Here is a 12,530-nt window from a genome sequence, read left to right on the forward strand (position 1 = left end):
GGAAGCGCTTACTTGTATGCTAGTATGGTAGTCTAAGGCCGTCAACATGGACATGCTCTCAGCCCTTGCGACCCTCGACGAGGACCACCCCCGGAACCGGCGGGTGACCGTCAGCGGACGCGTGCTCGACACGCTCCGCGACGCCATCATCCAGCTGCGCTTCAGCCCGGGTAACCCGCTGTCGGAGGCGGACGTCGCCCGCCAGCTCGGCGTCTCGCGCCAGCCGGTGCGCGAGGCCTTCATCAAGCTCGCCGAGGCCGGCCTCCTGGAGATCCGCCCCCAGCGCGGCACGTTCGTGCGCAAGATCTCCCGCCGCGAGGTGGCCAACGCCCGCTTCATCCGGGAGGCGATCGAGGTGGCGATCGCCCGCAAGGCCGCCGCCGAGGCGACCGGCGACCGCCTGTCCGACCTCGACGCCTTGATCGAAGGCCAGCGCCGGGCCGCCGGGGACGGCGACCACGCCGGCTTTCTGCGCCTCGACGAGGCCTTCCACCAGGGCCTCGCCGATGCGGCCGGCTGCGAGGACGCCTGGCGGGTGCTGGAGGGCCTGAAGGCCCAGATGGACCGGGTCCGCTACCTGTCGCTTCCGGACGCGACCCCGCTCCACGTGCTGATCGAGCAGCACGCCGCCATCCTGGACGGGGTCCGCGCCCGCGACCCGGACCGGGCCGAGGCGGCCATGAAGCGCCACCTGTCCGAGATCCTCTTCTCGCTGCCCCGGCTCGCCGAGGCCCATCCGGCCTTCTTCCTGGATTGACCGGACCGGCGGCCACGGCTCCCTCCTGCCGGGAACCATCGCCCGCCCGAGCGACTTCGGCGGGGCGGCGACCTGCCGGCCCCCGGCCGGGCGAGACCGCCGCCGCAAAGGCCGGAGGACAGCATGGCACGATCGGAGTCCCACGCGGACGGACGCCTGACGGCCCGGCCGGGCGCCGCCGCAGTCCCGGCGGAGCGGCGGGTCGGGCTGTTCGCCCTCGGGCTCCAGGCCGGGCGCGACGGCGTCGCCTACGTGCCGCCGGCGGCGATCGCCGCCCCGGCGCCGGTTCCCCTCGTCCTCCTCCTCCACGGGGCGGGCGGCGACGGGGCCAGCGTGCTGCCGCTCCTGCGCGAGGAGGCGGACCGGCGCGGCTTCGTGATCCTGGCGCCGGACTCCCGCCTGTCGTCCTGGGACATCGTGCGCGGCGACCTCGGGCCGGACGTCGCCTTCATCGACCGGGCGCTGGACCGCCTGTTCGCCGCGATCCCGACCGATCCCGGCCGCCTCGCCATCGGGGGCTTTTCCGACGGGGGCTCCTACGCGCTCACCCTCGGCCTCCTCAACTCCGATCTCTTCGGCGACATCCTGGCCTTCTCGCCGGGGTTCACCGCCGTGCGCCGGGCGGAGCCGAAGCCGGCGGTCTTCATCTCCCACGGCGTCGCCGACACGGTCCTGCCGATCGACCGCTGCGGCCGGTTCATCGCCCGCACCCTTTCGGACGCCGGCTTTCCGGTGGACTACCGGGAGTTCGACGGCGGCCACGTGGTGCCGCCCGCCATGGTGACCGCCGCGATCGGCGGCTTCCTCGGCTGAGCCGGTCAGCGGGCGGCAAGGAGCGGGATGGAGGCGACCAGGCGCCGCGTATAGGGATGGGTCGGTCGCCGGAGCAGCACGTCGGGCGCCCCCTCCTCGACGACCTCGCCGGCCCGGAGCACGATCGCCCGGTGGGCGATCGCCTCCACGACGGCGAGGTCGTGGCTGATGAAGAGGTAGGTGAGGCCGAGCGTCCGCCGAAGCTCGGCGAGGAGCCGCAGCACCTGGGCCTGGACCGACACGTCGAGGGCCGACACCGGCTCGTCGAGCACGATCACCCGCGCGCCCGCCGCGAGCGCCCGCGCGATGCCGACGCGCTGCGCCTGCCCGCCGGAGAGCTCGTGCGGATAGCGGTCGAGGAAGCCGCGGTCGAGCCCGACCGCCTCCAGGAGGTCCCGCGCCCGCGTCTCGCGCGCGTCCGCCGGCAGCCCCGCCAGGAAGCGCAGCGGCGCGTCCAGGGTGCGGCGGACCGGATGGCGCGGGTTGAGCGACGACTGCGGGTCCTGGAACACGTACTGCACCGCCTGCGCCACTGCCCTCGGTCCGCCGGCGCCGAGGTCCTGGAGGCTCCGCCCGCCGATCGCGATCGCCCCGGAGGTCGGCCGGGTGAGGCCGACCAGGCAGCGCGCGAGCGTGGTCTTGCCGCTACCCGATTCCCCGATGATGCCGAGCGTCTCGCCCTCCTCTACCCGGAGCGACACGCCCCGCAGCGCCCGCACCGGGGGCCGGCGCGGCCCGAACAGACGGAAGCGGGCCGGATGCACCTTGACGAGGTCGCGCACCTCCACGGCCGGGGCATCGGTCGAAGCGGGCGCCGGAACGGGCGTCATCGGGCGCCCCCCTCGACCGGCGCGGCCAGGATGTCGCGCGCCCGGCCGGGGATCGGCACCGCGGCCACCAACTTGCGGGTGTAGGGATGGCGCGGCTCCGCCAGAACCGCCGCCGCCGGCCCCTCCTCGACGATCTCGCCCTTCAGCATCACCGCCACCCGGTCGCACAGGCGGGCGATCACGCCGAAGTCGTGGCTGATGAAGATCACCGCGAGGCCCCGGTCGCGCCGGAGCCCGTCGAGAAGGTCGAGGATCTCCGCCTGCACGGTCACGTCGAGGGCGGTGGTCGGCTCGTCCGCGATGACGAGGTCGGGGTCGTTGGCGAGCGCCATGGCGATCGACACCCGCTGCCGCTGGCCGCCTGAGAGCTCGTGCGGATAGGCCGAGCCGATGGTCTCCTGGTCCGGCAGCCGCACGGCCGCGAACAGCCGCGCGGCCTCGGCCGTCGCGGCCGCCCGCGCCATCGGCCGGTGGGCGCGGATCGCCTCCGCCACCTGGTCGCCCACCCGCATGAGGGGATGAAGCGTGGTCAGCGGGTCCTGGAACACGTAGGCGATCCTGCCGCCCCGCAGCCGCCGCAGCACGCCGGGGGGCGCCGCCAGCAGGTCCTCGCCGTCGAAGCGAACCGACCCGCCCGTGATGACGCCGGGCGGCGAGGCGACCAGCCGGCCGATGGAGAGCGCCGTGACGGACTTGCCCGACCCGGATTCGCCGATGATGCCGAGGCATTCGCCCCGCCGGACCGAGACGCTCACCCCCTTCACCGCGTCCACCGGCCCGTGCGGCGTCTCGAACGCGGTCCTGAGGTCCGCCACCGCCAGGAGCGCGTCCCCGCTCGCCGGCCCGCCCGCGCGCGCCGCCGGACGGCGCACCCGCGTCACCGCGCCCGGCCGGCCCGGAACGCCGGCCCGGAGGCGCGGGTCGAGGGCGTCGCGGACGCCGTCGCCGATGAGGTTGAGGCTGATCACGATCAGGAACACCAGGAGGCCCGGCACCGCCGCCACGTGGGGCGCGTTGATCAGCACCTTGCGCCCCTCCCCCAGCATGGAGCCGAGGTCGGCCTCAGGCGGCTGCGAGCCGAGGCCCAGGAAGGAGAGGCCCGCCGTCTCCAGGATCATCCAGCCGACCGTGGTGGAGAGGGTGATGACGATTACCGGCGTCACGTTCGGCAGCACCTCGGTGAGGAGGATCCGCGCCTCGCCCTTTCCGGAGAGCCGCGCCGCGTCCACGAACTCCCGGCTCCGCAGGCCCGCGGTCACGCCCCGCACGGTGCGGGCGAAGAACGGGATGTTGACGATCACCACCGCATAGAGCGCGTTGAGGAGGCCCGGCCCGAGCGCCGCCACCACCGCAAGCGCGAGGAGCAGGTAGGGAAAGGCCATCAGCGTGTCGATGCCGCGCATCAGCACCGTGTCGGTCCACCGCCCCGCGTAGCCGGCCACGAGCCCGATCGCCGAGCCGATCAGTGCGGCGAGGAGCGATGCCGCGATCCCGACCGCGAGGCTGAGCCGCGCGCCCCAGATCAGCCGCGACAGGAGATCCCGGCCGAGCGCGTCCGTGCCGAGGAGCGCGCCGTCCGTGAAGGGCGGCTTCAGCCGGCGCACCGGGTCCGTGGCGTTCGGGTCGGCGAGCGGCAGCACCGGCGCGAGCACGGCCACCAGGAGGATCGCGGCGAGGAGCACGAGCCCCGCCGCCGCCAGCCGGTTGCGCATCACCCGGCGAAGGAGCGCCGCGAAGCCCCTCATGCGCCGATCCTCGGGTCCATCAGCCGCTGCAGCACGTCGGCGACGAGGTTGAGGAGCACGTAGCTCGCCGCCACCACGAGCACGCCGCCCTGCACCAGCAGGATGTCGCGGGTGGAGATGGCGTCCACCAGCATCCGGCCGATCCCCGGCCACTGGAACACCGTCTCGATGTAGACCGCCCCGCCGAGCACGAAGCCGGCCTGGACGCCGATCACCGGGATGACGGTCACGAGCGCCGCCCGGAGCGCGTGCACGAACACCACCCGCCGCTCCGGGAGGCCCTTCGCCCGGGCGGTGCGGATGAAATCCTGGCGCAGCACCTCCAGCATGGCCGATCGGGTCAGCCGGGCGATGATGCCCGCCGCCACGATGGCGAGCGTCGTGGCCGGCAGCACCAGGTGGCGCAGGAGGTCGGCCGCGTCGCCGCCCCCGTAGATGGCGTACATGCCGCTCACCGGCAGCACCTTCAGCCGGACCGAGAACGCGAGGATCAGCAGGAGGCCGAGCCAGAAGGACGGCATGGAGATGCCGACGAGGACCGCGAGCGTCACCAGCTTGTCGGCGAGGCCGTACTGCCGCACCGCCGACACGATCCCGGCCAGGAGCCCCAGGACGGAGGCGAGCACCAGGGCCGCGCCGGCGAGGATCAGCGTCGCCGGGAAGCGCTCCATCACCTCGTCAAGCACGGGCCGGTTGAGGCTCGTGGACTGGCCGAGGTCGCCGGCGACCACGTTGCCGAGCCAGGTGGCGTACTGCACCGGCAGGCTGCGGTCGAGCCCGAGCTCCCGGTTCAGCCGCTCCACGTTCTCCGGCGTCGCGTACGAGCCGAGGATGGCCGTCGCCGGGTCGCCCGGGATCAGCGCCATGATGGTGAACACGATCAGGCTGAGCCCGAACAGCACGGGCACGAGCGCGATCAGCCGTCCGGCGATGTAGGCTGCCACGGGCGCCCCTCCTCGGTCAGCCCTCCATCAGCCCTTCGACACGCCGGCGAGCAGCAGGAAGAAGGACGGCTGCAGCGAGAAGCCCTTCACGGCGTCGGTGGTCACCGCGTTCTGCCGCCAGTGCGCCACGAAGGCCCAGGGCGCGTCGTCCACGATGATCCGCTCCGCCTGCCGGTAGAGTTCGGCCCGCCGGGCCGGGTCGGTCGTCCGGCGGGCGTCCTCCAGCAGCCGGTCCACCTCCGGATTGGAATAGTAGCCGGAGTTGAAGCCGCCCTTGTCCGGCAGCGCCTCGGTGCGCAGCGTCAGGTAGGGCAAGGTGTCCGGGTCGTTGGTCATCCAGGCCATCTCGGCCATGTCGCCCTTGCCCTCCAGGCCCGGGTTCACGGTGGCGAGGTAGGTGTTCCACTCGTAGGTCTCGATCGAGACGTTGAGCCCCACCTCGGCGAGGTCCGCCTGGATGGCGGTCCCCATGGCGACCGGGTCGAGCATGCCCGATCCGCCCTCCGCCACAAGGAGCGTCAGCTCCGCCCCGTCCGCGCCCGCTTCCTTCAGGAGCGCCCTGGCGCGCTCCGGATCGTGCGGATAGCCCAGAAGAGCCGGGTCGTGCGCCCACTCGAACGCCGGCGCGATGATGCCCTTCGCCGGTACCGCCGTGCCCTGGAGAAGCTCATTGGCGATCGCCTCCTTGTCGATGGCGAGGTTCACCGCCTGGCGCACCCGCTTGTCGGCGAGCGGGCCGGAGCGCGTGTTGAGGATCAGGAACCAGAGATGCGGCCCCGCCTGCTCGTGCACCGCGAAGCTCTCGAAACCCTGGAACTGGGCGAGCGCGTCCGGCGGCACCTCCACCATCACGTCGATCCCGCCGGAGAGCATCTCCGCCGCGCGGGTGTTCGGGTCGGTGATCGGCCGGAACACCACCGCCTGCAGCTTGGCTTCCTCGCCCCAGTAGTCCGGGTTGCGCTCGATGGTCACCTGCCGGTTGCCCTGCCATTCCTTGAACCGGAACGGCCCGGTGCCGACCGGGTTGCGGCCGAACTCCTTGCCGCGCTCGGTCACCGCCGTCGGCGACACGATGAGGCCGGTCGGATAGGCGAGGTTGGAGAGGAAGGGCGCGAACGGCTCGTTCAGCGTGAACCGCACCGTGCGGGCGTCCACCGCCTCCACGGTCTTCACCGCCGAGAAGAAGAAGGAGAGCGGGAACGGCCCGGTCGCCGCCGCCGGATGGGCCGGGTCGAGCATGCGGTCGAAGTTGAACGTCACGGCCGCGGCGTCGAGCGGGGAGCCGTCGTGGAAGGTCACGCCCTCGCGGAGCGTGAACGTGTAGACGAGTCCGTCGTCGGAGATCGTCCAGCTTTCCGCCAGCGCCGGCTCCACCTCCAGGGTGCCGGGCCGATAGCGGACGAGGCCCTCGTAGAGGTTGATCAGGATGCGGAAATCGTTCGTGGCCGTCGCCACCGCCGGATCCAGCGACGCCGGCTCGGCGATCTGCCCGACCACCAGAACGTCGTCCGGCACCTGCGCCGTGGCCTCGTGAAGCGGCGCGAGCGCCAGGATAATCGCGCCGGCGAGCGCCGCCAGCGTGCCGCGGATGGTAGCCATGCGGATCCTCCCGAACAGACCGGCCCTGCCGTGGGGCCCATTGCCCCAACTGCCGCGCCGGGCATTTGTTCGGCCGGTCCCGTGTTCATCGGCAACGGTTCCCGCCCGGCCACGCGGCCGCCCTTTCGGCTTGCCGGCGCGCCTCGCTCCCTGGCGCCCTTTCGGCCCGCCGGCGTCGCCTCAGCCCGCCGGCACCGCCCGATAGGCCTCCCGGCCCGCCACCAGGGTCAGCCGCGGCACGGGAGCGCCACCCTCCGGCCAGTCCACCAGCACCAGGTCGGCCCGCTTGCCGGGCGCGATCACGCCCCGGTCGTGAAGGCCCGACGCCGCCGCCGGGTTGGCCGAGACCAGCTTCCAGAGCTCGTGCACCGTCCCCACCCCGTCGGCGTGCATGCGCGCGACGGCCATGAGCATGGCCGGATAGAAGTAGTCGGAGGCGAGGACGTCGCAGAGGCCGGCCCGCACCATATCGGCCGCGCCCGGGGATCCCAGGTGGCTGCCGCCTCGGGCCGCGTTCGGGGCGCCGAACACGATGGCGTCGCCCGCGTCCCGCGCCGCCCGGGCCACGTCCATGGTCATCGGGAACTCGCTGATGCGGGCGCCGACCCCCCGGTAGTAGTCGCGCGTCTCCACCTGGCTGTCGTCGTGCGACAGCATGGAGGCGCCCGCGGCCCGGCCCATGGCGGCCACCTTGGCGATCACGCCCGGCACCTCGGGCCGGCGCTCCCACACGGCCCGGATCAGCGTCACGAACTCGCCGGTCGTCATGTGCGAGCGCTTGGCCCGCGCCTCCATCTTCTGGGCGAAGTCCGCACTCTCCATGTCCACCGTCGGATAGTCCGGCGCGTGGTCGAACGGGCGCGTCTGCAGCGGCACGGCCGGGTCGAGCACCGCCATCGACGTGTGGTCGTTGAAGGCGACCGAGGGCGCGAGCGGGCCGGCGAGCGCCTCCTCGATCAGCGGCAGGGCCTCGAAGCAGAAGGTTTCCCAGCGCAGCTGCACCCGGTTCTCCACGGTCAGCCGCGGGGCGAGGTCGCGCATGGCCCGCGTCACGGCGCCCGCCGTCTCCACCGACCTGAGGCCCGGTTCCCAGCTGATCGTCACCGCGTGGAAGGCCGTCGCGATGCCGTTGGCGGCGAGCTGTCGGTCGGTGTCGAGGAGCGCCGGCTCCACCGGGACGGCGACGCCCGGCCGGGGCATCACCTGCCGCTCGAACGCGTCGCCGTGGATGTCCACGAGCGCCGGGGCGAGCAGCATCCCTCGCCCGTCGATCACCCGCGCGCCGTCGCGCGCGGTGTCGAGCCCGGTGATCACGCCCGCGTCCACGCGCACCGACGCGGTCCGGATCCCGTCGTCCAGCAGCACCCGCGCGCCTTCCACCACAACAGCCGTCATGCCGTTCCCTCCGCTCGCCGGGCGACCGCGGCCGCCCCGAAGCCGGATGGCTTACGAAAATCTCATGACAGTCCCATGGTGCCGCCGCATGGACATGCCCGTCGCATCGGCGCGCGGCCGCCGGAGGGAACGGCCGGCTCCACCGGAAGTTTACCCGACCGACGCCGGGCGCTACCCTGGCGCGGGTCGCCGCCCGGCGATCCGGCGTCGCCATCCCGCCACGCCCGGCGGCCCACGGCGAAAGGGCCGGACGCACCCGCGATGACGCTTCTTGTCGATTCGGCCCGCCGCATGCCGGCCGCCTTCCGCAGGCTCCCGCCCGATCTGGCGGCCTCGGGCCTGATGCTGGCCTCCTTCCTGGTCTTCACCGCCATGGCGGTGCTCGCCCGCACGGTCGGCGACACCATTCCGGTGATCGAGATGGTGTTCGTCCGTCAGGTGGCGGCCTTCGTCTTCATGGCGCCCCTCTACGCCCGCTTCTGGCCGGCCATCCGGGCGCCCAGGCGTCTCGGCCTCCATGCGGCCCGAGGCGTGGCGGCCGTCGGCGCCATGATGTGCGGCCTTTCCGCCGTCATCTGGATCCCGCTCGCCGACGCCACCGCCATCCAGATGACCGAAGCCCTGTTCGCCACCGCCTTCGCGGGTCTCATCCTCCGCGAGAGGGTCGGCTGGCGGCGCTGGCTGGCGGCGGCGGCCGGCATCGCCGGCGTGGCGATCATGATCCGGCCGTTCGGCGGCGGGCTCGACGTCTACGCCCTCGTGGCGCTGGCCGGCGCGATCTCCGGCGCGTTCGGCATGATCCTCGTCCGCCTCGGCTCGGAGTACGACCGCACCGAGACGGTCATGTTCTGGCAGGGCGTGGTCGTCCTCGTCCTGGTCACCCCGCTGGCGGCGATCCACTGGGTCACTCCCTCCCTCGACGACGCCGTCCTCCTGTTCGTCATGAGCCTCATCTTCACCATCGGCCAGTGGCTGTTCACGGCGGCCCTGCGCATGGGCGACACCTCTGCGCTCGCCCCCTTGCACTACCTGCGCCTCATCATGATGGCGGCCGTCGGCTGGTTTCTCTACGGCGAGGTGCCGACCCTCGCGACCGCCGCCGGCGCCGTCCTCATCCTCGGCGCCGCCACCTACACCCTGCGGGCGAACGCGCGGCCGGACCGCCGCCCGCCGCCGTCCCGCCCGATCTAGCCGGACCGGCGCCGGTCGCCCCGGACCATGAGGGACGGCGCCGTCAGGGCGGCCAGGAGGGCGGCGAGCGGCAGGGCGAACACGACGCCGCTGATTCCGAACCCGACCGCCCCGGTGATCCCGCCCGCCAGGAAGGCGCCGAGGAGGCCGGACAGGAGCGCCAGCTTGCGCCGGTCGGCGGTCACCCCGGCCGCCCGGGCGGCCTCGCCGCCGAGCCGCCGGATCGTCAGCCGCCCGAGTTCGATGCCGATGTCCGTCGCGACGCCGGTCATGTGGGTGGTGCGCACGCGGGCGCCGGAGATCTTGGTCACCGTGGCGTTCTGCAGCCCCATCACGAAGGACAGGAGCGGCACGGCCGTCGCGACGGTCATGAACCCGCTCGCCGGCAGGCCGGACAGTCCGAACGCCGCCAGGAGCACCGCTTCCAGGAGCAGCGGATAGGCGAACGGCCCCGCCTGCCGGCGGATCCGGGCGAGGTTCACCAGGACGGCCGAGGTCGCCGCCCCCGCCACGAAGGCGAGCACCGCGGCGGCGCCGGCGGCCGCGAGCGCCACCGCCCCGAGCGCGAGGTTGTCGGCGACGCCCGACAGGATGCCGGTCACGTGGGAGGTGTACTGGCCGACCGCGAAGAAGCCGCCCGCGTTGATCGCCCCCGCCACGAAGGTGAGCAGCAGCCCCAATTGCGCGTCCCCCGCGTCCGTCCGCTCCGTCGCCAGCGCCCGGCGGGCGGCGTGGATGTAGGGCTTCATCGTCTGGTCGCTCGTCCCTCGTCGGCCCGCCGCGCCGGTCGGGCATGCCACGCCCGCGTGCAGGCGGGCCCGGACACTATAGCAGCGGGACATCCCGGCGGGACACGCCCCCGCATCGGGAGACTTCCTCCATTTCCATGCGAACGACCGCGTATTTTTCCATCCGGCGGCTCCCGCTAGGATGCCGGACGGACCAGCGGATCCGCTGGTCCGCCCCGAGGAGGTTCGACGGCATGATCCCAGCCCTCGCCCGTCACGGCGCGCGCCTGATCCTCGCGGCGCTCGTCCTCGGACCCGGCCCGGCCGCCGCCCTCGACGAGGAGATCGAGGTCCCGACGCGCACCCTCACGGACGCCGCCTTCCTCGCCGGCGACGCCGCGGGCGGAGACCCCGTGACCATCACCGGCCGGCTCACCGGGCCGGACGGCCCCGGCCGGCAGCCGGTCGTCATCCTGCTCCACGGCACCGACGGACCGCGCAGCGGCGCGGCCGGCAGCTGGCGCGCCTATCTGGACAGCCTCGGGATCGCGACCTTGCGGCTCGACAGCTACACCGCCCGGGGCCTCCGGGAGGTGTCGCGCGACCAGCAGGCCTTTCCCCAGTTCGCCCAGGTCTACGACGCCTACAGAGCCGCCGACGTGCTGGCGGGCCATCCGGCGGTGGACGGATCGCGCATCGTGCTGATGGGGTTCTCGCGCGGCGGCAACGCCGCCCTCTACGGGGCCATGCGCCGCTTCCACGAGGGTCACGGGCCGCGGCGCGCCCGGATCGTCGCCTACCTGCCCTTCTATCCGGCCTGCAACATCGACCTGGAGCGGGGCGACGAGATGGTGGACGCGCCGATCCGCCAGTTCCACGGCGAGGCGGACGACTGGACGCCCGTCCAGCCCTGCCGGGACCTGTTCGCCCGCCTGGAGGCGGCCGGCGCGGACGCCGAGCTCACCGTCTACCCGGGCGCCCTCCACGGGTTCGACAACCCCGGCAACCCGGCCCTCTTCGTGGATCCGGACGCCCGGACGTCCGCCGGCTGCCGGCGGCGGGAGGTCGGCGGCGCGCTGGTCAACGTGGACACCGGCCGGCCGTTCACCTACGCGGACGCCTGCGTGACCACCGGGCCGAGCTCGCGCTACCAGGACGCGGCCGCGACGGCCGCGAAATCGGCCGTGAAGGCCGTCCTCTCGGCCGTGTTCGCGAATCCCTGAGCCTGAGCCTCGGAATGCGGCGCCGTCATCGCCGCGGCGGCGCGCCCGTGCTCTCGGCCACCTTCAGCTCCGCCCCGAGCACCCGCGCCCCGGGCGGCGACGGCTCGCCTCGGATCGCCGCCACCAGGAGCCGCGCCGCCTCGCGCCCCATGTCCCGGCTCGGCTGGCGGATGGTGGTGAGCCGCGGCGCGCAATAGTCGCCCACCTCGATGCCGTCGAACCCCACCACCGACACGTCGCCCGGCACCCGCACCCCCGCCTCCGCGACGCGCCGGATGAAGGCGAGCGCCATCTCGTCGGAGACGGCGACGACCCCGGTCGGCCGGCGCTCGGCCGGCAGCGCCAGGAAGAGGTCCGCCGCCCGGGTGCCGGCCGCGAAGGTGTAGTCGCCCTCCGCCCTCTGGATCGCCTCCGCCCCCAGCCCCGCCGCGGCCGCCGCCTCGGTGAAGCCGCGCCAGCGCGCGATCTCGTTGCCGTTGCCCCGGGGGCCGGACACGTAGAGGAGCCGCCTGTGGCCGAGCCCGACCAGGTGCTCCACCTGGGTGCGGGCCGCCGCCGCGTCGTCGATCAGCACGGCCGGGATCTGCGGGTCGTCGGAGGCCACGCACACGCCCACCATCGGGATGCCGGCCTGCTTCATGGTGCGGGCGCCGTGGCGCGGCACCCGGCCCGACAGGATGAGCGCCCCGTCGATATGGCCGGCGAGCGCGATGTCCACCAGCCGGTGCTCCTTGTCGGCGGTGTTGTCGAGGTCGCCGATGATCATGCCGAAGCCTTCGGCCGTCAGCGCCTCGTCGGCGCCGCGCACCACCCCGTTGAAGAACGGGTTGGCGAGCTTCGGCACCACCACGAGCACCATGGAGGTCCGCCCGGCCCGAAGGTTCCGGGCCGCCGCGTTCGGCGTGTAGCCGAGCTCGCGCACGGCGGCCAGCACCCGCTCCCGCTTGTCCGGGCTCACGCTGTCGGGCGCCGCCAGCGCCCGGCTCACCGTCGCGGTGGAGACGCCCGCCCGGGCCGCCACGTCGGCGATCTTCGGCAGCGCAGGCCGGCCGGACCCGTCCGTCGCGCTCCGGCTGCGGGGCCGGGCGGCCGGATCGGCCGGGGTGCCGTTCGGGGCGTCTGTCGGCGTCCTTCGCCCCGCCGCGGCGGCGGGCGTTCGGGGCGGGGTCTTGGCGGACCGGCGGGACGTCGGCATGGGCGGTTCCGTCTGAAACGTGCAGATGCGGCAAAGTGACTTGCCAGCGACCCCGCAAACGGGTATCCTGAATTTGTAATCGATTACAAAGCGCACGTCAAGGCGCACCC

At 73.6% G+C, this 12,530-nt stretch carries 11 protein-coding genes; 4 read left to right on the plus strand and 7 right to left on the minus strand.

The annotated features are described in order from the left end of the window. Nucleotides 1-52: 52 nt before the first annotated feature. Together HND91_RS02695 and HND91_RS02700 are read left to right on the plus strand one after the other, a co-directional pair. Nucleotides 53-757, plus strand: a complete 705-nt coding sequence (locus HND91_RS02695; RefSeq protein ID WP_181704963.1) for a GntR family transcriptional regulator — start codon at nt 53-55, stop codon at nt 755-757. A 123-nt stretch (nt 758-880) separates the two neighbouring features. Beyond that, on the plus strand, nt 881-1,570 hold the full coding sequence (locus HND91_RS02700; RefSeq protein ID WP_181704964.1) for an alpha/beta hydrolase: 690 nt from the start codon (nt 881-883) through the stop codon (nt 1,568-1,570). A 5-nt stretch (nt 1,571-1,575) separates the two neighbouring features. Here HND91_RS02700 and HND91_RS02705 read toward each other — a convergent pair whose 3' ends face one another. The 5 genes from HND91_RS02705 to HND91_RS02725 form a co-directional block, all read right to left on the minus strand. Further along, complete coding sequence (locus HND91_RS02705) at nt 1,576-2,400, minus strand: ABC transporter ATP-binding protein (protein WP_181704965.1); 825 nt, start codon at nt 2,398-2,400, stop codon at nt 1,576-1,578. Then, nucleotides 2,397-4,145 (minus strand): dipeptide/oligopeptide/nickel ABC transporter permease/ATP-binding protein, encoded by a 1,749-nt coding sequence (locus tag HND91_RS02710; RefSeq protein ID WP_181704966.1) that lies wholly within the window; start codon nt 4,143-4,145, stop codon nt 2,397-2,399. The genes HND91_RS02705 and HND91_RS02710 overlap by 4 nt, the downstream gene beginning before the upstream one ends. Then, on the minus strand, nt 4,142-5,089 hold the full coding sequence (locus tag HND91_RS02715) for an ABC transporter permease subunit (protein ID WP_181704967.1): 948 nt from the start codon (nt 5,087-5,089) through the stop codon (nt 4,142-4,144). Before HND91_RS02715 ends, HND91_RS02710 begins: the two co-directional genes overlap by 4 nt. A 27-nt stretch (nt 5,090-5,116) precedes the next feature. Continuing rightward, complete coding sequence (locus HND91_RS02720) at nt 5,117-6,688, minus strand: ABC transporter substrate-binding protein (protein WP_181704968.1); 1,572 nt, start codon at nt 6,686-6,688, stop codon at nt 5,117-5,119. A 180-nt stretch (nt 6,689-6,868) separates the two neighbouring features. Beyond that, nucleotides 6,869-8,083 carry an alpha-D-ribose 1-methylphosphonate 5-triphosphate diphosphatase gene (locus tag HND91_RS02725; RefSeq protein ID WP_181704969.1) on the minus strand — a complete coding sequence of 405 codons (1,215 nt, stop codon included), beginning with the start codon at nt 8,081-8,083 and terminating at the stop codon, nt 6,869-6,871. 261 nt (nt 8,084-8,344) lie between these two features. Here HND91_RS02725 and HND91_RS02730 point away from each other — a divergent pair, with 261 nt between their 5' ends. Continuing rightward, nucleotides 8,345-9,274 carry a DMT family transporter gene (locus HND91_RS02730; RefSeq protein ID WP_181704970.1) on the plus strand — a complete coding sequence of 310 codons (930 nt, stop codon included), beginning with the start codon at nt 8,345-8,347 and terminating at the stop codon, nt 9,272-9,274. On the opposite strand, the gene HND91_RS02735 is transcribed toward HND91_RS02730, so the two are convergent. After that, entirely contained in the window at nt 9,271-10,023 is a 753-nt protein-coding gene (locus HND91_RS02735; RefSeq protein ID WP_181704971.1) for a YoaK family protein, read from the minus strand. The two genes, HND91_RS02730 and HND91_RS02735, sit on opposite strands and share 4 nt — an antisense overlap. Nucleotides 10,024-10,256: 233 nt before the next feature. Here HND91_RS02735 and HND91_RS02740 point away from each other — a divergent pair, with 233 nt between their 5' ends. Then, nucleotides 10,257-11,225: a dienelactone hydrolase family protein gene (locus tag HND91_RS02740; protein WP_181704972.1), complete on the plus strand. Its 969-nt coding sequence runs from the start codon at nt 10,257-10,259 to the stop codon at nt 11,223-11,225. Between the two features lie 25 nt (nt 11,226-11,250). Here HND91_RS02740 and HND91_RS02745 read toward each other — a convergent pair whose 3' ends face one another. Continuing rightward, the gene (locus tag HND91_RS02745; RefSeq protein ID WP_181704973.1) at nt 11,251-12,420 is read right to left on the minus strand and encodes a LacI family DNA-binding transcriptional regulator; all 1,170 of its coding nucleotides are present in this window, start codon (nt 12,418-12,420) and stop codon (nt 11,251-11,253) included. Nucleotides 12,421-12,530 lie beyond the last annotated feature (110 nt).

It is taken from the genome of Chthonobacter rhizosphaerae (assembly GCF_013839525.1).
GTDB classification, from domain to species: Bacteria; Pseudomonadota; Alphaproteobacteria; order Rhizobiales; family Pleomorphomonadaceae; genus Chthonobacter; species Chthonobacter rhizosphaerae.